Here is a 23,795-nt window from a genome sequence, read left to right as displayed (position 1 = left end):
TCCATGAGTCAGACGTCTTCCTCCTTCGACCTCAAGGTCGTGCTGCGCGACACCCTCATGGTGGGTCTGGTCTCGCTGATCCTGTTCGGCCCCATCGTCGGCATCGTGCTCGACGGCTACGGCTACAACCTCGAGCCGGGCCGCGTCGGCATCATGGTCGCGGTGGTCATGGCCGGCCGCTTCCTGCTCAGCCTGTTCGGCCAGACCGCCAAGGGCCGTGACTGGATCGAGTCCTTCAAGCGCAACGACGGCGGTGTCCATGTGCTGCCGCCGGGGCACAAGTCCAACCTGAGATTCATCCTGCCCATCGTCATCCTGGTGGCCATCGCCTTTCCCTTCCTGGCGACCAAGTACTGGCTGACGGTGATCATCCTCTGCCTGATCTACGTGCTGCTGGGCCTGGGCCTGAACATCGTGGTGGGCCTGGCCGGTCTGCTCGACCTCGGCTACGTCGGCTTCTATGCCATCGGTGCCTACGGCCTGGCGCTGGGTTACCAGTACCTCGGCCTGGGCTTCTGGACCATGCTGCCGCTCGCCGCGGTACTGGCCGCGGTGGCGGGGGCGATACTGGGCTTCCCGGTCTTGCGCATGCACGGGGACTACCTGGCCATCGTCACCCTCGGCTTCGGCGAGATCATCCGCCTGGTGCTCAACAACTGGCTGGAAGTGACCAAGGGCCCGAACGGCATCGCCGCGCCCTCGCCGACCTTCTTCGGCATCGAGTTCGGCCGCCGGGCGAAGGAGGGCGGGGTGCCCATCCACGAGCTGCTGGGCATCAGCTACAACCCCAACGCGACGATGATCTTCATCTATACCGTGCTGTTCCTGGTGGTGCTGCTGGTGCTCTACATCAAGCACCGCCTGACCCGCATGCCGGTCGGCCGCGCCTGGGAAGCCCTGCGCGAAGACGAGATCGCCTGCCGCGCCATGGGTCTGAACCATGTGCTGGTCAAGCTTTCCGCCTTCATGATCGGTGCCTCCACCGCGGGCCTGGCCGGGGTGTTCTTCGCCACCTACCAGGGCTTCATCAACCCGGCCTCGTTCAACTTCTTCGAGTCGGTGCTGGTGCTGGCCATCGTGGTGCTGGGCGGCCTGGGCTCCACCGTCGGGGTGGTGGTCTCGGCCTTCGTCATGACCCTGCTGTTCGAGCTGCTGCGCGAATTCGGCGACATCCGCATGCTGGTGTTCGGCGTGCTCATGGTGGTGATGATGATGTGGCGGCCGCGTGGCCTGATCCGTATCGCCCGCAGTGGCTTCGCGATTCGCAAGGGAGTGGCGCCGTGAGCGACAACATTCTGACCGTCAACGGTCTGGGCATGAGATTCGGGGGTATCAAGGCCCTCTCGGACGTGTCCTTCGATATCCAGCGGCACTCCATCACCGCGCTGATCGGCCCCAATGGGGCCGGCAAGACCACGGTGTTCAACTGCCTGACCGGCTTCTACAAGGCCACCGATGGCGAGATCCGCCTGGATACCGCCGACGGTCGTTCGACCCGGGTCGGCAAGATCATGGGCGAGCGCTTCCAGGCCACCGACTTCGTCAACCCGGTGCAGTTCGGCAGCCGGCTCTGGTACAAGATGTTCGGCGGCACCCACCTGGTGAATCGCGCCGGTCTCGCCCGCACCTTCCAGAACATCCGCCTTTTCAAGGAGATGTCGGTGGTGGAGAACCTGCTGGTGGCGCAGCACATGCAGTGCAACCGCAACCTCATCACCGGCATCCTCAACACCCCCGGCTATCGCCGGGCCGAGGAAAAGGCGCTGGACACGGCTTTCTACTGGCTCGAGGTGGTGGATCTGGTGGATCACGCCAACCGCCTGGCCGGCGAACTCTCCTACGGCCAGCAGCGCCGCCTGGAAATCGCCCGCGCCATGTGCACCCGTCCGGAGATCGTCTGCCTGGACGAACCCGCCGCCGGCCTCAACCCGGCCGAGACCGAGGCGCTGGCCGGGATGATCCGCCTGCTGCGCGATCAGCACCGCATCACCGTGGTGCTGATCGAGCACGACATGGGCATGGTGATGAACATCTCCGACCACATCGTGGTGCTGGACCATGGCCAGGTCATCGCCCGCGGCCTGCCGGCCGATATCCGCAACGATCCCAAGGTCATCGCCGCCTACCTCGGCGCCGAAGAAGAGGAGGTGGCATGACCACGCCGATCCTGGAATTCCGCAACGTCGACGTCTTCTACGGGCCGATCCAGGCGCTGAAGAGCGTCTCCCTGTCCATCAACGAAGGCGAGACGGTGAGCCTGATCGGCTCCAACGGCGCCGGCAAGTCCACCCTGCTGATGTCCATCTTCAGCCAGCCCCAGGCGCGCAACGGGCAGATCCTCTACCGGGGCGAGGACATCACCCGCAAGAACGCCCACTACGTGGCCTCCAACGGCATCGCCCAGTCACCGGAGGGGCGCCATGTGTTCCCCGACATGACGGTCGAGGAGAATCTGCTGATGGGCACCATTCCCATCGGCACCCGCTGGGTGGACGAGGACATGCAGCGCATGTTCGAACTCTTCCCGCGGCTCAAGGAGCGTCGCAACCAGCGCGCCATGACCATGTCCGGCGGCGAACAGCAGATGCTGGCCATCGCCCGGGCGCTGATGGCGCGACCCAAGCTGCTGCTGCTCGACGAACCCAGCCTGGGCCTGGCGCCCATCGTGGTGAAGCAGATCTTCCAGATCCTGCGCGAGCTGGCCCAGAGTGGCATGACCATCTTCCTGGTGGAGCAGAACGCCAACCATGCCCTGCGCCTGTCCGACCGCGCCTATGTGATGGTCACCGGCGAGATCCGCATGAGCGGCAGTGGCCAGGAATTGCTGGCCAATCCCCAGGTGCGCGAAGCCTACCTGGGCGGCCACTAGCGGTGGCAGCGGTCCGCGGTCGCTGTCTGGTCGCGGGCCATGCCCGGGGACGCCTGGCCTGGGCGCCCCTGGGCCTGAGTTTCTGGGGTGGCGTCGATCCGGCCAGCGGTCGGGTGATCGATCGCCACCATCCCCTGCACGGCCTGGAGCTGGCCGGGCGCATCCTGGCCATCCCCAGTGGACGCGGCTCCTGCACCGGCAGCGCCGTGCTCCTGGAGCTGTTGCTGGCGGGACGCGGACCGGCGGCGCTGGTACTGGCCGAGCCGGATGAGATCCTCAGCCTGGGTGCCATCGTTGCCGAGGAGTTGTTTGGTCGCTCCCTGCCGGTGGTCAGCCTGGGCGCCGAGGCCTTCGCGGCCCTGGCCGAGCAGGACGAGATCGCGGTAAAGGATGGCTGGGTCGGCGCGCCGGGAGAGTTCTTTCCCGATACCGCTAGCGAGGCCTCTGCCGACCTGCAGCTGAGCGCGACCGACCAGGCCAAGCTGGCGGGCGCCGAGGGCCAGGCCGTCCAGGCGGCGATGAAGATCCTGGTGCGCATGGCGCACCTGCAGGGTGCCCGCGAGCTGCTCGACATCACCCAGGCCCATATCGACGGCTGCATCTACACCGGCCCGGCCAGCCTGGCCTTCGCCCAGCGCCTGGTGGAGTGGGGCGGTCGGGTGCAGGTGCCCACCAGTCTCAACGCCGTGTCGGTGGATCAACGCCGCTGGCGCGAGCAGGGCGTGGCGCCGGCGCTGGGTGAGCCGGCCAGTGCCCTGGCCGAGGCCTATGTGGCCCTCGGCTGCCGTCCCACCTTTACCTGCGCGCCCTATCTGCTGGACAGCGCCCCGAGCCTGGGCGAGCAGGTGGTCTGGGCCGAATCCAATGCCGTGGTCTTCGCCAACAGCGTACTGGGCGCGCGCACCCAGAAGTACGCCGACTTCCTCGATATCTGCACCGCCCTGACCGGGCGGGCGCCCCTGGCCGGCTGCCACCTGGACAGCGGTCGCCGCGCGGCCAAGGTCTTCCGGGTCAGCGTACCCGACGGCCATGACGAGGCCTTCTATCCGCTGCTCGGCTACTGGATCGGCCTGCGTTCACCCACGCGGATTCCGGCGGTGCTGGGGTTGGAAAACCGCCAGCCCAGTCGCGACGATCTCAAGGCCTTTGGCGCCGCCTTCGCCACCACCTCGGCGGCGCCGCTGTTCCATCTGGTCGGGGTGACGCCCGAGGCGCCGACCCTGGCCGCGGTGGCCGCACCTGAGCTGGAGATCGAAGACATCAGCCTGGCCGATCTGCGCCAGGCCTGGGCCGAACTGGACAGCGCCGTCGCGCGCGAGGTGCAGCTGGTGGCCCTGGGCAATCCGCATTTCTCCGCCGAGGAGTGCCAGCGCCTGGCCGAACTCTGTCGCGGGCGGCAGCGGCACCCCGAGGTGGCGCTGGTGATCACCTTGGGCCGCGAGGTGCGCGCGGCGGCCGAACGGTCTGGCAGCCTGGCCGAACTGGAAGCCTTCGGCGCCCAGCTGGTCGGGGACACCTGCTGGTGCATGCTCGGCGAGCCCCTGGTGCCGCCTCAGGCCCGCACCCTGCTGACCAATTCCGGCAAGTTCGCCCACTACGGCCCGGGTCTCACCGGTCGCGAGCTGCGCTTCGCCGGCCTCGTCGCCTGTGTCGAGGCAGCCTGCACCGGACTGGCGCCGGCCGAACCGCCTGCTTGGCTCGTGGCAGCGGACTTATCCACCTGAAGCCCGGTCCGAGTTCTGTACAGGAATTCCGTGGATCGTCCTGTGGATAAGCTTGGCATAGCCGGGCGTGAGGCCCAGGGGGCCTGGCCTGGCGAGAACTGTTCAAAAATTCGCCAGTGCGCGGAAAACCCTGCAATACCAAGGCGTTATAACTGATCCGCTGGATTTGCGGCGATCTGGGTATTCGCCTGACCACGGGCCCTGAGCTATCGTGGGCCTCGGCCAACCTCCCTCGCAGAAGGAATCTTTCATGTCTTCGATCTTCATCACCGGCGCCACCTCCGGCTTCGGCGCCGCCACCGCTCGCCGCTTCGCCAAGGACGGCTGGTCGATCGTCATTACCGGTCGCCGCGAGGATCGCCTGCACGCCCTGGCCGAAGAATTGTCCGGCCAGGCCAAGGTGCTGCCGCTGGTGCTGGACGTTCAGGATCGCGCCGCCGTGGAAGCCGCGGTCGCCGGCCTGCCGGAAGAATTCAACCAGCTGCGCGCCCTGGTCAACAACGCCGGTCTGGCGCTGGGCAACACGCCCGCCCAGAGCTGCGACCTGGACGACTGGGACACCATGGTCGATACCAACATCAAGGGCATGCTCTATTGCACCCGCCTGCTGTTGCCGCGGCTGATCGCCCATGGCGCCGGTGCTGGCATCGTCAACCTGGGCTCGGTGGCAGGTGACTATCCCTATCCGGGCAGCCACGTCTATGGCGCCACCAAGGCCTTCCTCAAGCAATTCAGCCTGAGCCTGAGATCCGACCTGCTGGGCACCGGGGTGCGGGTGACCAACATCGAGCCGGGGCTGTCCGAAAGCGAATTCTCGGTGGTGCGCTTCGGGGGCGACCAGGCCAAGGCCGATGCCGTCTATGCCGGTACCGAACCCCTGACCCCGGACGACATCGCCGAATCCATCCACTGGACGCTGAACCAGCCCAAGCACGTCAACATCAATCGCATCCAGCTGATGGCGACCTGCCAGGCGTTCAGCAATTTCAACATCCACCGCAAGAGCTGAGACGTCGGCCTAGAGCACCTTGACCGCCCGGCCGATGAACTGGATCGGCCCGGTGGGTCGGCCGGTGGGCGAGCCGCCCTGGTCTTCCAGGGTGAGTTCGAACAGCTGATTGGCTTCCAGCGGCGGCAGCCGGTCCAGCGGTACCTGCAGGGTGCGCCCGGGCTGGACCAGACCCAGGGATACCGGACCCTGCCAGGCATCGGCCTTGGTCCAGAATTGCAGCGTCTTGCCGCTCGGCACGGCGTCGCGCCCCAGGGGAATCAGCTGCAGGTCATGGGCGCTGGCGGTCTGGATCACCCAGCCGGGCGTCCGATCGCTGGGCGCGGCCAGCACCACCAGGTAGCTTGGCGTGGGGACCGGACGCATCAGCAACAGCACGCCAAGCACCAGGCTGGCGGCCAGTCCTGCCGCACTCAGACCCTGCCAGAGTGCCAGGCGGTGCCACAGCGACTCACGCCGGGTGGTGGCCCTGGCGTCGGCCTCACCCAGACTGCGCTCGATGCGCGGCCACAGATTCGCGCCGGGTTCGACGGGCTGCACCCGCTCGGCCAGCGGCTGCAGTCGCGCCTCCCAGCGCGCCACCGCGGCGGCCAGCCGGGCATCCGTCGCCAGTGCAAGCTCCACGCGACGGCGCTCCCTGGCGTCCAGGGTGCCGAGCACGTATTCGCCGGCCAGGCGTTCGCGCTCTTCGTCCGGGGGCAGGGGGGTATCGCCGTTCATGTCATGCACTCCCTGAGCGCCTTGAGGCCGCGCGTGATCCAGCTCTTCACCGTGCCCAGCGGTGCCTGCAGGCGCTGGGCGATCTCGCCATGGGAACAGCCGTCCAAGTAGGCGGCCAGGATGGCCTCCCGCCGCGGCGCTTCCAGGTTCTGCAGACAGCCCTCCAGCCGACGGCCGTCGGCCTCTCGCGCCGGATCGGCTGACTCGACCAGGGGTTCCCACCCGTCCGCCAGGGGCACCAGGCGCTGGCGATCGCGCAGGGCGTTGAGCGCCAGGTTGCGCGCGATGCTGCACATCCAGCCGCGGGCCGTACCGCGCTCCGGGGCGAATCCGGCGGCGCCGCGCCAGATGCGCAGAAAGGCGTCGTGGAGGATGTCCTCGGCCAGTCCGCGATCGCCCACCAGGCGCAGGACGATGCCCAGCAGCAGCGGCGCCTCGTGCTGGTAGAGCCGCTGCAGGGCGGCGCGCTCGCCCCGGGCACAGGCGGCGAGCAGGGCGGCTGGATCAGGGGAGCGGTCGGTCACGAGGGCGCGCCAGGCTGGGGACGCCAGGGTGGCGACCGGATCAGCCGAGCCTAGCCGATCCGCTCCTGGCTGTCCCCTGGACCTCAGCCCTTCTTCCAGAACAGATAGTCAGCCTGGTAATTCACGGTCTGCTGTTCGCCCTTGTTGGCCGAGGTGCAGGCCTTGGCCGGCGCCACGCCACCCTTGAGCGCGGTGCGCTGGATGTAGGTGGTGCCCTGGAAGGCGCCCTTGCCCTCGGCGGGCGCGGCCTCCACCAGCTGATAGGGCAGGTTGCCGCTGCCGGCGGGGGCGATCGCCAGTTGCTTGCCGACCACCTTGGAACCGTCGCTGGCTTCCCAGGTAGCGGGCGGACCGTAGTAGCGACCCACCTGCTTGCCCTGGCGATCATGCAGGTCGGCCTTGGGACCGACAAAGAACCACTCGGTCTGGCCGGGCATGTCCTTCTTGTCGCGGCACTCGTAGACGATGGTGCCCTTGCCCACGGTTTCCAGCATCAGGCTGTTGCCGGCGGGGACGCGGACGGCCTCGGGCAACTCGCCTTGCGCCAGCAGCGGGGTGCTCAGCAGGGCAGTGAGGGCCAGGATGCTGCAACGGCTATAGGTGTTGTTCATGCGCTTGCTCCGGATTGAGAGGGGCACAGTCGACTGGACTGTAGGGGCTATACCCGGCAGCCGGCGCCTTGGATGCAGCTGTCATGAAAAATTTTCAATTCAGCGGCATAGTCGCCACCGCCTCGCGGCCGAACCGCTCTGTCCTGCGGCTTCTGTCAGCCTGCCGTCAGCCTGGTTTCAGCGATCCCTAAGGTTGTTCGGCGATAGTGGCGCCGGGTCGCGAGCCCGTCCTTCCCAGCCTGCCGGAGTCCTGCCGCGTGTCGTCCATCCCGAGTCCGGCGCGCCTGCGCCTCGAAAGTCTGGCGCTGTGTCTGCTGGCGGTGCCGCTGTTCACCCTGGGGCTGTGGGAGCAGCCCTTCATCGGCTTCGACGGCCGCTTCGCACTCTTCGCCCAGGAGATGTTTCGCCATGGGGCCAGCGCCTTCCCGACCAGCTACGGGCAGCCTTACCCCGACTATCCCGCCACCTCCACCCTGCTGATCGACGTCTTCGCCCAGCTGTTCGGCGAGGTCAATCGCCTGGCCACGGTGATTCCCACCGCCCTGGCCTCGGCGGCCATCGTCGGGCTGCTCTATCGCCTGCTGGCCGAGCGGTCCCGCGCCTGGGGCCTGCTGGCGGTGCTGGTGCTGCTGCTCACCAATGGCTTCCTGGCCAAGGCCCGCTCCATCTGCCTCGATCAATTCGTCACCCTGGCGGCACTGGGCTGCTTCTATCTGCTGTGGAGCGCCGACCAGCGTGGCCTGTCCTGGCGGCGCGGCCTGGTGTTCCTGTGCATGGCTGCCGGCTTCGCCGTGCGCGGGCCGCTGGGCCTGATCGAGCCCTGTGGCGTGGTCTGCGTCTACTGGCTGGTGCAGGGCGACTGGCGGCGTAGCTTCGGCTACGGCCTGGTCGGCGCCGTGGTACTGGCGCTGTGCTGCGCCCTGCTGTTCGGCCTGGCTTGGCACACCGGTGGTATGCCCTTCGTCGAAGACGTGGTCCGCATGCAGGTCTCCGGGCGGCTGGACGACACCGACGGTGCCGGCTATCCCTGGTGGTACTTCCTGCAGCTCGGCCTCTACCGCTACGCCCCGGCCTTTCCCCTGGCGCTGCTGGCCCTGCCGACGCTGAGACACCACTGGCGGCTGCGCCATGAGCAGGCGGACAGTCGCCTGCTGCTCCAGCTGGCCGGCTTCGCTGCGCTGATCGTGGTGGCCCTGTCGATTCCCACCTTCAAGAAACCCTATTACATCCTGCCGGCCATTCCGGCCTGCGCCGCCCTCGGCGCCTGGGTGCTGCTGCAGGGGCAGGGCGCCCTGGCCTGGGTACGGCGGCTGTTCCTGCCGTTGCTGGTGATCTTTCCGCTGGTGCTCGGGGTGCTGGTCAAGCTGCAGCAACCCCGGCTGCAGGCCGCCGGTTGGTGGCCCGAGCTGGATCTGCGTTTCCTGCTGGGCGCCTTCGTCATCCTGGCGCTGTTCGCCTTGGTGGCCGCCTGGCGCGAGCGCGAGGCCTTCCGCCTGGGCATGCCCCTGGCCGCGGCGGCCCTGGCGCAATGGCTGCTGGTGGTGCTGGCGCTGGATCCGATGCAGGCGCTGCGCTACGACACCCGCGCCTTCGTCACTCGCCTGGAAAGCCTGCGCCAGGGTGAACCGGGGCAACTGGTGTTCTTTGGCCTGGGCCAGGACACCAAGGCCTTCCGCTACCTGATGAATCTCGACTACGACGTGCCCCTGCCGACCTTCATCGATATCGGCCAGGCAGGGCAGCTCGCCCAGGTCACCCGCCCCGCCTATGTGCTGCTCGATGCGGACAGCCAGGCGGCCCTGGCCGGCACGCCGCTGGCCAGCCGCCAGCCGGTGCTGGAAGGGCGTTTCAACGACAATCGCTGGCAGGCCTACTACCTGCCCTGAGGCCGCTGTGATGACCGATTCGCCCGATTTCAAACGTCGCCGGTTGTGCCTGGCGCTGGCCGGTCTGCCGCTGCTGGCCGCCTGCAAGCCGACCCAGCGCTACGGCCTGCCGGAACACCGCGCCCACTGGTTCGAGCGGCATGCCCTCGCTCCTCTGGCGCCGCTGCCGTCGCGCAGCAGCTTCGTGCTCGGCGTCCTCCCCGATACCCAGTACTACAGTGAGAACAACCACGAGATGCAACCCAACGGCCGGCGGGTGGAGCGCTATGGCCACCTGGGCTATCCGCCGGCGCTGGCCTTTCATGCCCAGACCCATTGGCTGGCGCACAACGCCGCAGCGCTGAACCTGCCGTTCGTGGTGCACCTGGGCGATCTGGTGGAAAACGCCGAGCAGCGCGGCGAGTGGGCCCTGGCCAGCCACGCCATGGCACGCCTTGAACAGGCCGGGGTGCCCTACAGCGTCATGACCGGCGACCATGATGTCGTCGAGCTCTACACCGAGGACCGCCTGCGTGACGGTCGCGAACTCTTCACCCAGTATTTCGGCCGCGAGCGGGCGGCGCGCCAGGCCACCTTCATCGAACGCGACGTCACCGGTCTCAACGAGGCCCATCGGTTCTCGGCGCTGGGGCAGGGCTTCCTGCTGCTGACCCTGGACTGGTGCCCCTCGGACCAGAGTCTGGACTGGGCCCAGGGCATGCTGGATCGCTATCCGCACCTGCCGACCATCCTGGCCTCGCACAACATCGTCGACCTGGTGAACGGCCAGCCGGTGCTTTCCACCCGGCGCAACGACACCGGAGTACGGTTGTGGAATCGGCTGATCCGCCGCAACGACCAGATCTTCCTCACCCTCAACGGCCACAACCACGGCAGCGGTCATCTGCGGATGACCAATGACCTGGGCCATCCGGTGGATCTCCTGCTGATCAACTACCAGACCGAATACGCCGGCGGCAACGGCCTGCTGCGCCTATTGGAGCTGGACCTGGCGCGGGGCCGACTGGAGGCCTTCACCTATTCGCCCTGGGTCGCCTATCGCCAGCAGAGCGGCGACCTGCCGGTGCGGCTGGGCAGCGATCCGCGCGACACCTATACGGCCGAGGTGCTGGCCCCCCTGGCGTCGCCGCAGTTCGACAACAGATTCGTGCTCGAGGTGGATTTCGCCACACGCTTCGCCGGCTTTGGCGGCTATACCGCGCAACTGCCGGCGGTGGCGGAAGAGGGCGTGCTGGCGAGAATGCGCCAGCAGCTGGGGATCGTCTGGGAGCCTGCTCAAAGGCTGCTGCGCGTCGGCCAAACGGCGTTGAAAATGGCTTCGGAATGCTCATTTACTATTTGTAAATTCCGCTTCCTCAGCCAGTTTCGCCTTGTTTGTCTCTAGCTCGCGAGCCTTTGGGCAGGCTCTGAAAGATCAGGCGGCGAGCAGCCAGCCCCCGGCCACGGCGGTGGCGACGCCGGCGAGTCGCACCAGCGGCGTGGCCGCCTGGGGCAGGTAGCGCACCACGGCATAGCCCAGAGCATGCAGGGTGGCGGTGGCGGCGACGAAACCGGCGGCATAGGCCCAGGGATTGCCCATTTCCGGCAATTCCAGACCATGGGCCACGCCATGGAACAGGGCGAAGGCGGCGGTCAGGCCGACGGCGGCGGCCACCGGCGGACGGGCGGCCAGGGCCACCAGCAGACCCAGGGCGAGTACCGAAGCGGCGATGCCGGTCTCCAGCAAGGGCAGCTCCAGCCCGGCGAAGCCCAGCAGGCCGCCGATCAGCATGGTGCCGACAAAGGTGCAGGGCAGCGCCAGGCGTGCCTTGCCCTGCTGCTGGGCGGCCCAGAGTCCCACGGCGAGCATGGCCAGCAGGTGGTCGAGACCGGTCAGGGGGTGCAGCACCCCGGCGGCCAGGCCGTTCTCGGCATGACCTGGATGGGCGAAGGCCAGGGCCGGGGCGAGCAGCAGGGCGGCGGTGGCGAGGATCTTGGCGTGTTTCATGGGGGCTCCTTGGGGATAAATTCCTGGACTCAGAACCTGTTCACGACCTGCTGCGCGTCGGCCAAACGGCGTTGAAAAGTCCTTCGGAATGCTCATTTACCATTTGTAAACTCCGCTTCCTCAGGCCTTTTCGCCTTGTTTGGCTCTAGCTCGCGAGGTCGTGAGCAGGTTCCTAGGCGGCGGTCAGCAGACCCTGCTTCTCGATGAAGGCGATGATCTCTTCCAACCCCAGACCGGTCTTCTGGTTGCTGAAGACGAAAGGCTTGTCGCCGCGCATCTTGCGGGTGTCGCGATCCATCACCTCCAGGGAGGCACCGACCTGCTCGGCCAGGTCGATCTTGTTGATCACCAGCAGATCCGACTTGCAGATACCGGGGCCACCCTTGCGCGGCAGCTTGTCGCCGGCCGAGACGTCGATGACATAGAGGGTCAGGTCGGACAACTCCGGGCTGAAGGTGGCGGACAGGTTGTCGCCGCCAGATTCCACCAGGATCAGGTCCAGGCCGGGAAAGCGCCGGTTGAGCTGGTCCACCGCTTCCAGGTTGATGGAGGCGTCTTCGCGGATGGCGGTGTGCGGACAGCCACCGGTCTCCACGCCCAGGATGCGCTCGGGCGCCAGGGCCTCGTTGCGCACCAGGAAATCGGCGTCTTCGCGGGTGTAGATGTCGTTGGTCACCACCGCCAGGTTGTAGCGCTCGCGCAGGGCGCGGCAGAGGGCCAGGGTGAGGGCGGTCTTGCCGGAGCCGACCGGTCCGCCGATACCGACGCGCAGGGGTTGAGTAGTCATCAGGGGATCTCCTAGGAACGGAACAGGCGGCTGTACTGCCGCTCGTGGGCCATGCTGCTGAGGGCCAGGCCGAAGGGGGCGCCGCCCCAGCTCGCTTCGGGCAGGGCAGCGGCCTGCTCGGCCACGGCGGTCAGGGTCGGCAGCAGAAGGGAGGTGAGGCGCTGGGCCGCTTGCTGGCCCAGCGGCAGCGTTTTCATCAGCACCGCCAGCTGATTTTCCAGCCAGGTCCACAGCCAGGCGTCCAGCGCCGCTCGCGGTGCGATCGCCCAGGCGCGGGCAGCCAGTGCCCAGCCGAGGGCGAAGGTCGGGGCCAGTTCGCCGAGCAGGCGGCGGCTGCTGTCATCCAGCTCCGGCAGGCCGAGCAGCAGCTGCGCCAGGGAATAGCCGGTCTGGCGACTTTCCAGCTGGAATTCCGCGGTCTCACGACTGGCGCGATGGTGGTCGGCCAGCTCGCTCAGGCGCGTCCAGTCGCCCGCCGCGGCGGCTTGGCAATGGGCCAGCAGCAGCGGCGCTTCGAAGCGCGCCAGATTGAGTTCGAGATTGTCGCGCAGCCAGACCTCGGCCTCCGCCGCGCTGCGGATCAGGCCGCTGTCGATGGCCAGTTCCAGTCCCTGGGAATAGCTGTAGCCGCCAATCGGCAACTGGGGACTGGCCAGGCGCAGCAGCGCGAAGGGCGAATTCACGTGCGCACGCCGAAGTGGTGCAGCTTGGGTGCGTAGTTGAAGCCTTCCTCGCCATGGTGCGAGTGATGGTGGCCGCCGCCGTAGGCACCGTGCTCGGGCTGGAAGCCGGCCTCGATCTCGCTGACCCGGGCGCCCAGCTGCTCCAGCATGGCCTTGAGCACATAGTCGTCCAGCAGGCGCAGCCAGCCGTCGCCGATCTGCAGGGCGACGTGGCGATTGCCCAGGTGATAGGCGGCGCGGGTCAGTTCGAAGGCGCTGACGCAGGTCACGTGCAACAGCTTTTCCGGGCCGGCGACGACCCGCACGATGCGGCCATCGCGGGCTTCGAGACAGTCGCCATCGGCCAGCGGCGGTTGGCCGCGTTCGAGAAACAGACCGACGTCTTCGCCGGCGCTGGTGGTGGCTCTCAGGCGACTCTTGCTGCGGGCGTCGTAGGTGAGGTGGAGTTCGGCGTCCCAGGTATCCCGGGGCGCGCAGCGGCTTTGGACGACCAGCATGGCAGGACTCTTGGCAGTTTTGCCCAGCTCTACAGCAAGGGGCCTGCCAAGGCGCGCAAGTCGCCTGGTTCTGGGGCGCTATGAGTTGACCTGGCGTTCAGGTCGCTCTTATTTGGTGCGCCATTTCATCGGCTAGCAAGGCGACGCCCTCTTTTGGGGCGTTTGCGCGCTCGCCGCGCCGCCAATGCTTGCTGCCGATCAGGATCAGCTTGAGTTGCTGCACCATCTTCGCCGCCGGCCACAGCGGCGGCGGTGTGGTCAGGGGGGGAAGATCGATCAGCTCCGGCAGGGTCGCGAACACCGTTTTCACCACCAGGTCAGCCAGCACATCGATCTGCGACGGATTCAGGTGGGGCAGCCGACCCAGGGCGAGCAGGTCACGGGCCAGGTCCTGGGTGATGCGCTGGCGCAACTCGGCGATGGCCTGGCGCACGGCCAGGGAGCCGCCGTATTGCTCGCGGGCGAGAAAGAGGAATTGATCGCGGTTGTCGCTCACGGCGCCAAGAAAGATCTCTACCGAGGCCTCGATCATGCCGCGCTGCTGCAACTCGTGATGACGCACCTGGCGCAGGGCGTCGCGAAAGGTGTCGCCCACCTCGGCCACCAGCGCCAGGCCAAAGCTCTCCATGTCGGCGAAGTGGCGATAGAAACCCGCTGGCACGATCCCCGCCTGGCGACTCACCTCGCGCAGGCTGAGGCTGCCGAAGCCGCGGCCGCTGTTCATCAGCAGGCGTGCCGATTCCAGCAGCGCCTGGCGCGTTTGCAGCTTCTGCTGGGCACGGATCGACATGGAGAGATCTCGGAAGACAAGGCGGCACTGTAGCAAAGGATGCCCCTGCTGACTCCAAGGGTTTTCCATGACCGCCGGGTGGTAGTCTCTGGCCCGTGCCTTGCCTTGAGAGCGTCATGAATCTCGACAACCGTATCAAGTTTCGCCACCTGCTGTGCTTTCTGGAGATCGCCCAGCAGCGCAGCTTCGCCAAGGCCGCCGATGCCATCGCCGTGTCCCAGCCGGCCATCTCCAAGACCATCCGCGAACTCGAGGAGATCCTCGAGGTGCGCCTGTTCGAGCGCGGCAAGGGTGAGGTGACCCTGACCGAGGCGGGCCTGCTGTTCCTGCGCCACGCCGGTCCCTGCGTCCAGGCTCTGCGCGAGGGCATGCAACTGGTGCGCGGTGGCGAGGCCGGCGGCCTGGTGCGGGTCGGGGTGCTGTCGACGGTGGAAAGCCAGGTGCTGCCCGAGGTACTGGCGCGCCTGCATGAGCGTCATCGCCAGCTGATCGTCAACGTCGCCACCGGTCCCAGCGCCTACCTGCTCGGGCAATTGCGCGTCGGCGACCTGGATCTGGTGGTCGGCCGCATGACCGACAGCCCGGACATCCATGGCCTCGACTTCGAACATCTCTATACCGAGGCCCTGACCCTGGTGGTGCGCCCGGGACATCCGCTGAGCCAGGCGCTGCCGGCGGACCTGGCGACCCTGGCGCGCTATCCCCTGGTGCTGCCCTTGCCCGGGACCACCATCCGCCGCCACGCCGAGAGTCTCTTCGTCCAGTGCGGCATTCCCCTCAGTCCGCAACGGCTGGAAACCCTGTCGCCGACCCTCAGCCGCCAGTACGTCCGCCAGAGCGAGGCCCTGTGGATCGCCCCGCTGGATGCGGTGCGCCGCGACCTGGCCAGCGGCGAACTGGTGGAGGTGGAGCTTGGCGTGCGCGAAGCCGGGGGGTCGGTCGGCATCTGCCGCAATGGCAGCGTACCTCTGTCGCTGGCCACCCAGAGATTCTGCGACGTCCTGCGCGAGGTAGCCGGCGAGTTGACACTTAACCATTAGGTTATGGGGAAGGGCGCAGCTTTCAATTCAGCCAGGCGGCGCCCTGGGCCACACTGGGATCGGCCAGCTCTTGGCCCCGATCCTTCCGTGGAGCATTCCAATGCATAACAAGCCCCACGACGTTCGCTACGTCGCCCGTGATCGCACCTGGCATCCCCAGGCTTATACGCCCGCCTACAAATCCTCGATTCCCCGCTCGCCGCGCCAGGCGCTGGTCAGCCTGCAGCATCAGACGGCTTCCGAGCGCAGTGGCCCCGACTTCTCGCGGCTGCCGCTGGGGCCGCACGACAACGACCTGCTGCTCAACTTCGGCACCGGCCAGTTGCCCCAGGGCGAACGCATCATCCTGTTCGGCACCCTGCGGGACCAATTCGGCAAGCCGGTACCCAATTCCCTGGTGGAGATCTGGCAGGCCAATGCCGGCGGTCGCTATCGGCACAAGAACGACGTCTACCTGGCACCGCTCGATCCCAACTTCGGCGGCGTCGGCCGCACCCGTACCGACAGCCAGGGCAACTATGTCTTCCGTACCGTCCGCCCGGGTCCCTATCCCTGGCGCAACGGCAGCAACGACTGGCGCCCGGCGCACATCCACGTCTCGGTCATGGGGCCGGCCATCGCCACCCGGCTGATCACCCAGCTCTACTTCGAGGGCGATCCGCTGATCCCGCTGTGCCCCATCGTCAAGTCCATCGCCGATCCCGATGCCGTCCAGACCCTGATCGCCCGCCTGGACATGAGCATGGCCAATCCCATGGACTGCCTGGCCTATCGCTTCGACATCGTCACCCGCGGCGCGCGGCAGACGTTCTTCGAACACCACTGAGGACGCCGACATGACCCCCAACCGCCATGACCTGCTGCCGGAAACCCCCTCCCAGACTGCCGGCCCCTATGTGCACATCGGCCTGGCCCTGGCCGCCGCCGGCAACCCCACCCGCGAGGTCGAGATCTGGAACCAGCTGGCCAAGCCCGGCGCCCCCGGCGAGCACATCCTGCTCACCGGCCAGGTGTTCGACGGCAACGGCAACCTAGTGCGTGATTCCTTCCTGGAGTTCTGGCAGGCCGATCACCAGGGCCAATACGATCCGGTCTATGACGTGGAAAAGGCCTTCAACGGCTTCGGTCGCACCGCCACCACCTTCGATGCCGGCGACTGGACGCTGCACACCGTCAAGCCCGGTCAGGTCCAGGACCAGCGCGGCCAGCCGATGGCGCCGCACATCAACGTCACCCTGTTCGCCCGCGGCATCAACATCCACCTGCAGACCCGCCTCTACTTCGACGATGAAGCCGAAGCCAACGCCCGCTGCCCGGTCTACAACCTGCCGGAGCCGGAGCGCCGGGCCACCCTGCTGGCGCGTCGCTGCGAGATAGATGGCCGCCTGGCCTATCGCTTCGACATCCATCTGCAGGGCCCGCAGGAAACGGTCTTCTTCGACATCTAGTCGTCCGAACAGCAAAAAGCCCTGCCGAGGCAGGGCTTTTTCGTGGGCGCCAGCCGCAGGTCAGATGCGGTAGGTGGTCTTGGTCATCACCTTGGACACCAGGCTCATGCCGTATTTGACCGGCGCGGGGAAGCGCCAGCCACCGGCCGCCAGGGCGTGCTCGGCGTGCTGCTCTTCGTCGCTGCGCATCTGTTCCAGCACCGCGCGGGACTTGGCGTCTGCTGCCGGCAGCTTGTCCAGGTGCTCGTCCAGATGGCGGCAGACCTGATCCTCGGTAGCCGCGACGAAGCCCAGGCTCAGGCGATCGCTGATCAGGCCGGCACCGGCGCCGATCCCGAAGGAGAGGCCATAGAACAGCGGATTGAGCAGGCTCGGACGCTCACCCAGGGCGCGGATGCGCTGCTCGCACCAGGCCAGGTGATCGATCTCTTCGTCGGCCGCCTTCTCCATTTCTTCGCGCACTTCCGGCAACTTGGCGGTCAGCGCCTGACCCTGGTACAGCGCCTGGGCGCAGACCTCGCCGGTGTGGTTGATGCGCATGAGGCCGGCCGCATGACGGCGTTCCTCGTCGCTCAGCTCGGCGTCCTTGAGCGGAATGGCCGGCGAGCTGCGGGTGGGAGCGCCGCTGAAGGGCGTAAGGGTACGCAAGGCGGTATCCGCCTGGATCAGCAGTCGATCGAGGGGGGAGTAGAGGCGCTTGGATCTCAAGGTGATCTCCTTGGCGGGCGAAGGGAGGACAGGGTGTGGCTCAGCCCGGAGGCCAAGTCATCTGCCGCTTGCCCAGCACATGCATATGGATGTGATAGACCGTCTGGCCACCCAGGGCGTTGCAATTCATCGCCACGCGGAAGCCTTCCTCGCAACCCTGCTCCTGCGCCAGACGCTGAGCGGTGAAGAGGATATGGCCGGCGAGCTGCTTGTCATCGGCCTCGCTGAGGTCGTGCAGCGTCGCGATGTGCTTCTTGGGGATGACCAGGAAGTGCACGGGCGCCTGCGGGGCGATGTCATGGAAGGCCATGACCTGATCGTCCTCGTAGAGCACCTGGGCCGGAATGTCCCCGGCGACGATCTTGCAGAACAGACAATCCACGTCGATCTCCTGCTGGCTGAATAGACCCCGAGTGTACCAGCGGCTGCCGCCCGGGGTCAGGTGCCGCCGGCGGGATCACCCTTACGCGGGCTGAAAGAGTTTGCCGATCCGCACCGCGGCCGAACGCACCAGGGCGCGCGGAAAGAAGCGGGGCAGCAGACTGCCCAGGCGATTGCGCCAGCCGGGGACGATCACCGCCTGGCGTCTTTCCAGTCCGTGCACCGCAGCCAGGGCCACCTCTTCGGCGGACATCAGCAGCTTGCCCTGCTCCATGCGCCCGGTGTGCAGCCCGGCGTTCTTGAAAAAGGCGGTACGGGTCGGGCCGGGGCAAAGCACCGACACCGACACCCCCCGCTTCTTGAGTTCCTCGCGCAGGCCCTCGGAGAAGTGCAGCACATAGGCCTTGGTCGCCGCATAGCTGCTCATGTAGGGAATGGGCTGGAAGGCCGCGGTCGAGGCGACGTTGAGGATCTGGCCGCCCCCCTGGATCGCCATGTGTTGGCCCAGGGCATGGCACAGGCGGGTGAGCGCCAGGATGTTCAGCTCCAACTGCTCCTGCACCCGCGGCCAGTCGGCGGCGAGAAAGTCCCCGCCGCTACCGATCCCGGCGCAGTTGACCAGCAGGCCGATGGCTCTCTCGCTCTGCTCCAGTTCGTGCAGCAGACCGGTCAGGTGCAGCGGCTCCGCCAGGTCGCAGACCCGGTACAGCACCTCCACGTCGAAGCGCTGGGCCAGTTCGGCGGCGATGCTCTCCAGCTTGTCCTTGCGCCGCGCCAGCAGGATCAGCGGCTGACCCCGCCGCGCCAGGGCCTCGGCCAGGGCCAGACCGATCCCGCACGAGGCACCGGTTACCAGGGCATAACGCTGCATACTGCTTTCTCCAGGAAAACGCCGGTCGCCGGCGGATCCACCGCCTACCTAGTAGGGTTTGACCACCACCAGGATAACGATGGCGATGAGCACCAGGACCGGTACCTCGTTGAACCAGCGATAGAACACATGGCTGCGCTTGTTCTCGCCGCGCTCGAATCTCTTGCGCATGGCGCCGCAGACATGGTGATAGCCGATCAGCACCACCACCAGCGCCAGCTTGGTGTGCATCCAGCCCTGGGTCAGCCAGCTCGGGTTGATCACCAGCAGGCCGATGCCGAACACCAGCGTCAGGATCATCGCCGGCAGCATGATCCCGCGGTACAGCTTGCGCTCCATCAGGCAGAAGCGCTCGTGGCTCACGGCGTCGCTGCTCTGGGCGTGATAGACGAACAGGCGCGGCAGATAGAACAGGCCGGCGAACCAGCAGACCAGAGCAATCAGGTGGAAGGCTTTCAACCAAAGATAGAGCATCGGGGCGTTCTCCTTATCAATCGGCGTCATCGGGCGGCGCGATATTAGAGTGGCGCTGCCGGCAAGTCATTCACTCCGGTCATCTCGGCCAGGCTCCCGTGGTCGTGCAATAGTTGACCCTTTTGCTAGGTCAAGCGGATAATTTCCTGACTGAATTGTGTTCGGCGCAAGCCGGGAGACTACGGCAATGACCATTGAAACCTTCACCCCGACCCCCCTGCAGTTCACCCTGGGCGCGGCCAGCAAGGTGAAGAACCTGATCGAGGAAGAGGGCAATCCCCGCCTGAAGCTGCGCGTCTTCGTCACGGGTGGCGGCTGCTCGGGCTTCCAGTACGGCTTCACCTTCGATGAAGATTCCGCCGACGACGACACCGTCATCGAGCGTGATGGCGTGCACCTGGTGGTGGATCCCATGAGCTTCCAGTACCTGGCCGGCGCCGAGGTGGACTACCAGGAAGGCCTGGAAGGTTCGCGCTTCGTCATCAAGAACCCCAACGCCGCCACCACCTGCGGCTGCGGTCAGTCCTTCTCCATCTGACCTGGCAGCCCCTCAGGCTCGGCGAGCGGGCTAGTGCGGATAGAGCGCACCCAGCACGCGGAAGCCGCGGGCGCCGGTGACTTCCGGGCAGTTGCCGGGCAGGCGCTCGCAGAAACGCTGGGCTAGCCAGGCAAAGGCCATGGCTTCCATCCAGTCCGGCGAGACGTCATAGGCTGTGGTGCTCTGCACCTCGGCCGGCGCCAGTAACCGCGCCAGACGCGCCATCAGATCCCGGTTGTGCGCCCCGCCGCCACAGACCAGCACCTCGTCCACCGCCTGGGCCACCAGGATGCTGTTGGCGATGCTGCAGGCGCTCAATTCGGCCAGGGTGGCCTGAACATCGGCCGGAGCCAGCGCCTCATGCTGGGCCAGATGCGCTTGCAGCCAGGGCAGGTTGAAATGCTCGCGCCCGGTGCTCTTCGGTCCGCTTTTCACGAAGAAGGGATCGCTCAGCAGCCCCTGCAGCAGCGCCGGCACGACCTGTCCCTGCGCCGCCCAGGCGCCATCGGCGTCGAAGAGCCGCCCCTGGCTGTGGTGGATCCAGGCATCCAGCAGCACATTGCCCGGTCCGCAATCGAAGCCTCGCACCGGCAGACCCGGCGCCAGCAAGGTCACGTTGCTGAAGCCGCCGATATTGAGCACCGCGCGCGGGCGGTCCAGGCCGAAGAGATCGGCATGGAAGGCCGGAACCAGGGGCGCGCCCTGGCCTCCGGCGGCCAGGTCGCGACGGCGGAAGTCGGCGATGACATCGATGCCGGTCAGTTCGGCCAGCAGGGCGGCATCGCCGATCTGCAGGGTGTAGCCCTGCGCCGGCAGATGGCGGATGGTCTGGCCATGGCTACCCACGGCACGGATATCCGCGGGCGTCAGCCCCTGCTGGGCCAGCAGTTCGGCGATACCCTGGGCGGCCAGGCCGACCCAGGCCTGTTCGGCCCGGGCGATGCGCTCGATCTCGTTGTCGCCGGGCGCGCACAGCGCCAGCAGTTCGCGGCGGAGCGCGTCCGGCATGGGTACGCCCAGGGCGGCGACGAAACGGGTCCGCTCGTCCTGTTCGATCAGGGCGATATCCAGTCCATCCAGACTGGTGCCGGACATCACCCCCAAGTAGCGCTCCATCTCAGCGCTTGTTCATCGCGAGCAGCGACGCCCGCTCCTGGTCCATGCGGGCCATGAGCGGCTGGCTCTGGGCCAGGAAGCGCGAGATCTCGTTCTTGGCGATGGGATCGGCCATCGGCAGTTTCACCCCGAGCGGGTCGACGTGATTGCCGTTGATGCGGAATTCGTAGTGCAGGTGCGGACCGGTCGCCAGGCCCGTCATGCCCACGTAGCCGATCACCTGGCCCTGTTTCACCGAGGCGCCGGCCTGCATGCCCTTGGCGATCCGGCTCATGTGGCCATAGACCGTGGTGTAGGTCTTGCCGTGCTGGATCATCACCACGTTGCCGTAGCCATTCTCGCGCCCGGCCTTGGCGATCTTGCCATCGCCGGTGGCATGGATCGGCGTACCGGTGGGCGCGGCATAGTCCACGCCCTTGTGCGCACGCATCTTGTTCAGCACCGGGTGGAAACGACCCATGGTGAAGCGCGAGCTGATCCGCGAGAACTCCACCGGGGTACGGATGAAGGCCTTGCGCATGCTGCCGCCTTCCGCCGTGTAGTAGTTGGTGGTGCCGTTCTTGGCGGTGTAGCGCACGGCCGTGTAGGCCTTGCCCTTGTTGACGAAGCGGGCGGCCAGGATGTTGCCGTAGCCGACGTGCTTGCCATTGACCACCTTGTCCTCGTAGACCACCTCGAATTCGTCGCCTTCCTGGATGTCCAGCGCGAAGTCGATGTCGTAGCCGAAGATGGTGGCCAGCGCCATGGTCATGTCATGGGACAGTCCGGCCTTCTGCGCCGAGGCGAACAGCGAACTGCTGATCCGGCCCTGGGCATAGGCCTTGCGGATGTCCGGGGTAACGGTCTTGTGCTCGACCTCGTAGCCCTGGTCGGACTTGACCAGCGACAGGGTCTGCAACGCGGTGAGCTTGGTGCGCACTGCCAGCAGGTCGCCGGCATGGTCACGCTGGAATTCGATCTTCTGGCCCACCCGCAGGCGAGTCAGCTTCTTGGCTTCCTTGCTGCTGGCCAGCACCTCGTGCACCACGGCAGCGGCCAGGCCAGCCCGCTCGAACAGCGTCGAGAGGGTGTCGCCCTTGCGCACGGTTTCGGTCTTCCACTGCGGCTCGACACGCTCCGCGGCAGCGACCTCTTCTTCGGCGGGCGCTTCCTCGGCGGTCTGAGCTTCCGTCTGCTCCGGGGCGACCTGGGCAAAGGGGGAGGGGGACTGGGTGTCCGCGGCTTGAGTATCTGCGAGCACTTGCTCCTTCAGGTCATCCTGACCCTGCACGACGCGCCGGGCGTCCTGTTCAACATCCAGATTGATGGAAGTGCGTTTCGCCTCGACCTGCTGAGAGGGAAACACGAGCAAGGCCAGACTCAAGAGTGCGGCCACCCCGCTGGCGGCCACGAGGTGGCTTTTGGGGTAGAACGGACTTTTGGGGATTGGCTTCGTCATTTAGCTAAAGTGATGATCTGACGTTAAAAGAAGTGAATAACTGCCTAAAATATAATCAAAATCTGGCTGTCACAACCCTTTGGGGCAGCGATCCGACGTGCCGGCTGGCGGCTACTAGGGGCATCTTGATAAGGTTCACGCTTTCGAAATTCAGAGGCGAAGCCCCCATGAAAACGGTCCAGGAGCAGCTGGCGGTCATCAAGCGTGGAGCAGATGAGCTGCTTGTCGAGTCAGAGCTTGTAACAAAACTGGAGCGCGGCACCCCGCTGCGCATCAAGGCAGGCTTCGATCCGACCGCTCCGGATCTGCACCTCGGCCACACCGTGCTGATCAACAAGCTGCGCCAGTTCCAGGAGCTGGGCCACCAGGTCATCTTCCTGATCGGCGACTTCACCGGCATGATCGGCGATCCCAGTGGCAAGAGCGCCACCCGCCCGCCGCTGACCCGCGAGCAGGTGCTGGAGAATGCCGAGACCTACAAGGCCCAGGTGTTCAAGATCCTCGATCCGGCCCGTACCGAAGTGGCCTTCAATGCCACCTGGATGGATCAGCTGTCGCCGGCCGACTTCATTCGCCTCTCTTCCCAGTACACCGTGGCGCGCATGCTCGAGCGCGACGACTTCAACAAGAGGTACGCCGGCAACCAGCCCATCGCCATCCACGAGTTCCTCTATCCCCTGGTCCAGGGCTATGACTCCGTCGCCCTGCGCGCCGATGTCGAGCTGGGCGGTACCGACCAGAAATTCAACCTGCTCATGGGGCGCGAACTCCAGCGCGCCTATGGCCAGGAAGCCCAGTGCATTCTCACCATGCCGCTGCTGGAAGGTCTGGATGGCGTGAAGAAGATGTCCAAGTCCCTGGGCAACTATGTCGGCATCCAGGAAGCGCCCGGCGTCATGTACAACAAGCTGGTGTCCATTCCCGACACCCTCATGTGGCGTTACTTCGAGCTGCTCAGCTTCCGCAGCCTGGAAGAGATCGCCCAGTTCCGCAGCGACGTTGCGCAGGGCGCCAATCCCCGCGACATCAAGATCAAGCTGGCCGAAGAGATCGTGGCACGCTTCCACGGGGAAGAAGCCGCTCAGACCGCCCACCGTTCCGCGGGCAACCGCATGAAGGATGGCGAGCTGCCGGAAGACCTGCCGGAAGTCGAGCTGGAAACCGACGCGGCGCTGCCGGTCGCTGCCGTCCTCAACAAGGCTGGACTGGTGAAGAACGCTGCAGCAGCTCGCGATCTGCTGGCGGCGGGTAGCGTCAAGGTGGATGGCGAGGTGGTCGATCGCGGCTTCCTGTTCGAGATCGGCCGTACCTATATATGTCAGGCCGGCAAGAAGGCTTTCGCCCGCATCAGCGTCCGTCAGCAATAAATTTGAAATAACCTGTTGACCTGTCCTGAAACTTCCCTATAATGCGCCCCACTTCCGGCGCAGACGCTGAAGCGGCTTGAAAATCAAGCACTTAGGTCTGAGTCGGGCGAGGGGTCCAGGGATTCTTCGCCATTTGGCTCTCACCTTAGGGTGACAGCGAAATGAAGCGGAGGGGGTTGACAGCGTCTGAGGATGCTGTAGGATTCGCCTCCCGCTGCCGAGATTGGTTAGGCCGGTCAGGCAAGCGCAAGTGGTTGAGTTGAAACGAAAAAGTTCAAATCAACGCTTGACAGGATGTGAGGACAGCGTAGAATGCGCGCCTCGGTT

26 protein-coding genes are annotated in these 23,795 nt (G+C 66.4%); 12 read left to right on the top strand and 14 right to left on the bottom strand.

Going from position 1 to position 23,795, the window contains the following annotated elements:
* Nucleotides 1-3 precede the first annotated feature (3 nt).
* The 5 genes from livM (at nt 4) to EC839_RS22080 (ending at nt 5,602) form a co-directional block, all read left to right on the top strand.
* Entirely contained in the window at nt 4-1,284 is a 1,281-nt protein-coding gene (gene livM / locus EC839_RS22100; RefSeq protein ID WP_007162638.1) for a high-affinity branched-chain amino acid ABC transporter permease LivM, read from the top strand.
* Nucleotides 1,281-2,156 carry an ABC transporter ATP-binding protein gene (locus EC839_RS22095; RefSeq protein WP_007162637.1) on the top strand — a complete coding sequence of 292 codons (876 nt, stop codon included), beginning with the start codon at nt 1,281-1,283 and terminating at the stop codon, nt 2,154-2,156. The genes livM and EC839_RS22095 overlap by 4 nt, the downstream gene beginning before the upstream one ends.
* Complete coding sequence (locus EC839_RS22090) at nt 2,153-2,869, top strand: ABC transporter ATP-binding protein (protein ID WP_007162636.1); 717 nt, start codon at nt 2,153-2,155, stop codon at nt 2,867-2,869. The genes EC839_RS22095 and EC839_RS22090 overlap by 4 nt, the downstream gene beginning before the upstream one ends.
* Before the next feature lie 2 nt (nt 2,870-2,871).
* On the top strand, nt 2,872-4,593 hold the full coding sequence (locus tag EC839_RS22085) for an aconitase X (RefSeq protein ID WP_007162635.1): 1,722 nt from the start codon (nt 2,872-2,874) through the stop codon (nt 4,591-4,593).
* A gap of 250 nt (nt 4,594-4,843) precedes the next feature.
* The gene (locus tag EC839_RS22080) at nt 4,844-5,602 is read left to right on the top strand and encodes an SDR family oxidoreductase (RefSeq protein WP_007162634.1); all 759 of its coding nucleotides are present in this window, start codon (nt 4,844-4,846) and stop codon (nt 5,600-5,602) included.
* Nucleotides 5,603-5,611: 9 nt separating this feature from the next.
* On the opposite strand, the gene EC839_RS22075 is transcribed toward EC839_RS22080, so the two are convergent.
* The 3 genes from EC839_RS22075 to EC839_RS22065 form a co-directional block, all read right to left on the bottom strand.
* Complete coding sequence (locus EC839_RS22075) at nt 5,612-6,322, bottom strand: anti-sigma factor domain-containing protein (protein WP_007162633.1); 711 nt, start codon at nt 6,320-6,322, stop codon at nt 5,612-5,614.
* Nucleotides 6,319-6,846: a sigma-70 family RNA polymerase sigma factor gene (locus EC839_RS22070; protein WP_007162632.1), complete on the bottom strand. Its 528-nt coding sequence runs from the start codon at nt 6,844-6,846 to the stop codon at nt 6,319-6,321. Before EC839_RS22070 ends, EC839_RS22075 begins: the two co-directional genes overlap by 4 nt.
* An 83-nt stretch (nt 6,847-6,929) precedes the next feature.
* Nucleotides 6,930-7,457 carry a DUF3455 domain-containing protein gene (locus tag EC839_RS22065; protein WP_007162631.1) on the bottom strand — a complete coding sequence of 176 codons (528 nt, stop codon included), beginning with the start codon at nt 7,455-7,457 and terminating at the stop codon, nt 6,930-6,932.
* Between the two features lie 257 nt (nt 7,458-7,714).
* Here EC839_RS22065 and EC839_RS22060 point away from each other — a divergent pair, with 257 nt between their 5' ends.
* Complete coding sequence (locus tag EC839_RS22060; RefSeq protein ID WP_007162630.1) at nt 7,715-9,343, top strand: glycosyltransferase family 39 protein; 1,629 nt, start codon at nt 7,715-7,717, stop codon at nt 9,341-9,343.
* A 10-nt stretch (nt 9,344-9,353) separates the two neighbouring features.
* Nucleotides 9,354-10,727: a metallophosphoesterase gene (locus tag EC839_RS22055; protein ID WP_132833161.1), complete on the top strand. Its 1,374-nt coding sequence runs from the start codon at nt 9,354-9,356 to the stop codon at nt 10,725-10,727.
* Nucleotides 10,728-10,757: 30 nt separating this feature from the next.
* Here the strand turns inward: EC839_RS22055 and EC839_RS22050 are convergent, their stop codons facing one another.
* The 5 genes from EC839_RS22050 to EC839_RS22030 all read right to left on the bottom strand — a co-directional run bounded on the left by EC839_RS22050 (nt 10,758) and on the right by EC839_RS22030 (nt 14,087).
* Nucleotides 10,758-11,330 (bottom strand): HupE/UreJ family protein, encoded by a 573-nt coding sequence (locus EC839_RS22050; protein WP_007162628.1) that lies wholly within the window; start codon nt 11,328-11,330, stop codon nt 10,758-10,760.
* A gap of 172 nt (nt 11,331-11,502) precedes the next feature.
* Entirely contained in the window at nt 11,503-12,117 is a 615-nt protein-coding gene (gene ureG, locus EC839_RS22045; RefSeq protein WP_007162627.1) for an urease accessory protein UreG, read from the bottom strand.
* Between the two features lie 11 nt (nt 12,118-12,128).
* Complete coding sequence (locus EC839_RS22040; RefSeq protein WP_007162626.1) at nt 12,129-12,800, bottom strand: urease accessory protein UreF; 672 nt, start codon at nt 12,798-12,800, stop codon at nt 12,129-12,131.
* On the bottom strand, nt 12,797-13,297 hold the full coding sequence (ureE, locus tag EC839_RS22035) for an urease accessory protein UreE (RefSeq protein WP_132833160.1): 501 nt from the start codon (nt 13,295-13,297) through the stop codon (nt 12,797-12,799). Before ureE ends, EC839_RS22040 begins: the two co-directional genes overlap by 4 nt.
* Before the next feature lie 97 nt (nt 13,298-13,394).
* Nucleotides 13,395-14,087 (bottom strand): TetR family transcriptional regulator, encoded by a 693-nt coding sequence (locus EC839_RS22030; protein ID WP_007162624.1) that lies wholly within the window; start codon nt 14,085-14,087, stop codon nt 13,395-13,397.
* Between the two features lie 116 nt (nt 14,088-14,203).
* On the opposite strand from EC839_RS22030, the gene pcaQ reads away from it, so the two are divergent.
* The 3 genes from pcaQ (at nt 14,204) to pcaG (ending at nt 16,575) form a co-directional block, all read left to right on the top strand.
* Nucleotides 14,204-15,127 carry a pca operon transcription factor PcaQ gene (pcaQ, locus tag EC839_RS22025; protein WP_007162623.1) on the top strand — a complete coding sequence of 308 codons (924 nt, stop codon included), beginning with the start codon at nt 14,204-14,206 and terminating at the stop codon, nt 15,125-15,127.
* 100 nt (nt 15,128-15,227) lie between these two features.
* Nucleotides 15,228-15,953: a protocatechuate 3,4-dioxygenase subunit beta gene (gene pcaH, locus EC839_RS22020; RefSeq protein ID WP_007162622.1), complete on the top strand. Its 726-nt coding sequence runs from the start codon at nt 15,228-15,230 to the stop codon at nt 15,951-15,953.
* A gap of 10 nt (nt 15,954-15,963) precedes the next feature.
* Nucleotides 15,964-16,575, top strand: coding sequence for a protocatechuate 3,4-dioxygenase subunit alpha (pcaG, locus tag EC839_RS22015; protein WP_007162621.1), 612 nt, complete (start codon nt 15,964-15,966; stop codon nt 16,573-16,575).
* 60 nt (nt 16,576-16,635) lie between these two features.
* Here the strand turns inward: pcaG and coq7 are convergent, their stop codons facing one another.
* The 4 genes from coq7 to hemJ form a co-directional block, all read right to left on the bottom strand.
* Nucleotides 16,636-17,283, bottom strand: coding sequence for a 2-polyprenyl-3-methyl-6-methoxy-1,4-benzoquinone monooxygenase (gene coq7 / locus EC839_RS22010; protein WP_007162620.1), 648 nt, complete (start codon nt 17,281-17,283; stop codon nt 16,636-16,638).
* Between the two features lie 40 nt (nt 17,284-17,323).
* Nucleotides 17,324-17,665: a histidine triad nucleotide-binding protein gene (locus EC839_RS22005; protein ID WP_007162619.1), complete on the bottom strand. Its 342-nt coding sequence runs from the start codon at nt 17,663-17,665 to the stop codon at nt 17,324-17,326.
* Between the two features lie 81 nt (nt 17,666-17,746).
* On the bottom strand, nt 17,747-18,535 hold the full coding sequence (locus EC839_RS22000) for an SDR family oxidoreductase (protein ID WP_007162618.1): 789 nt from the start codon (nt 18,533-18,535) through the stop codon (nt 17,747-17,749).
* A gap of 48 nt (nt 18,536-18,583) precedes the next feature.
* On the bottom strand, nt 18,584-19,009 hold the full coding sequence (gene hemJ, locus EC839_RS21995) for a protoporphyrinogen oxidase HemJ (RefSeq protein ID WP_007162617.1): 426 nt from the start codon (nt 19,007-19,009) through the stop codon (nt 18,584-18,586).
* Between the two features lie 187 nt (nt 19,010-19,196).
* Here hemJ and erpA point away from each other — a divergent pair, with 187 nt between their 5' ends.
* Nucleotides 19,197-19,547 (top strand): iron-sulfur cluster insertion protein ErpA, encoded by a 351-nt coding sequence (erpA, locus tag EC839_RS21990; RefSeq protein WP_007162616.1) that lies wholly within the window; start codon nt 19,197-19,199, stop codon nt 19,545-19,547.
* Between the two features lie 30 nt (nt 19,548-19,577).
* Here erpA and EC839_RS21985 read toward each other — a convergent pair whose 3' ends face one another.
* Nucleotides 19,578-20,663 (bottom strand): anhydro-N-acetylmuramic acid kinase, encoded by a 1,086-nt coding sequence (locus EC839_RS21985; RefSeq protein WP_007162615.1) that lies wholly within the window; start codon nt 20,661-20,663, stop codon nt 19,578-19,580.
* 1 nt (nt 20,664) lies between these two features.
* A complete protein-coding gene (locus tag EC839_RS21980; protein WP_039976379.1) occupies nt 20,665-22,101 on the bottom strand; it encodes a peptidoglycan DD-metalloendopeptidase family protein in 1,437 nt (478 codons plus the stop codon).
* A gap of 167 nt (nt 22,102-22,268) precedes the next feature.
* Between EC839_RS21980 and tyrS the strand changes: the two genes are divergently transcribed.
* Nucleotides 22,269-23,468: a tyrosine--tRNA ligase gene (gene tyrS / locus EC839_RS21975; protein WP_007162613.1), complete on the top strand. Its 1,200-nt coding sequence runs from the start codon at nt 22,269-22,271 to the stop codon at nt 23,466-23,468.
* Nucleotides 23,469-23,795 lie beyond the last annotated feature (327 nt).

The organism is Pseudomonas sp. JUb52 (genome assembly GCF_004341115.1).
In the GTDB taxonomy this organism is placed as follows: Bacteria; Pseudomonadota; Gammaproteobacteria; order Pseudomonadales; family Pseudomonadaceae; genus Chryseomonas; species Chryseomonas oryzihabitans.
This window is presented reverse-complemented; position numbering and strand designations above follow the sequence as displayed.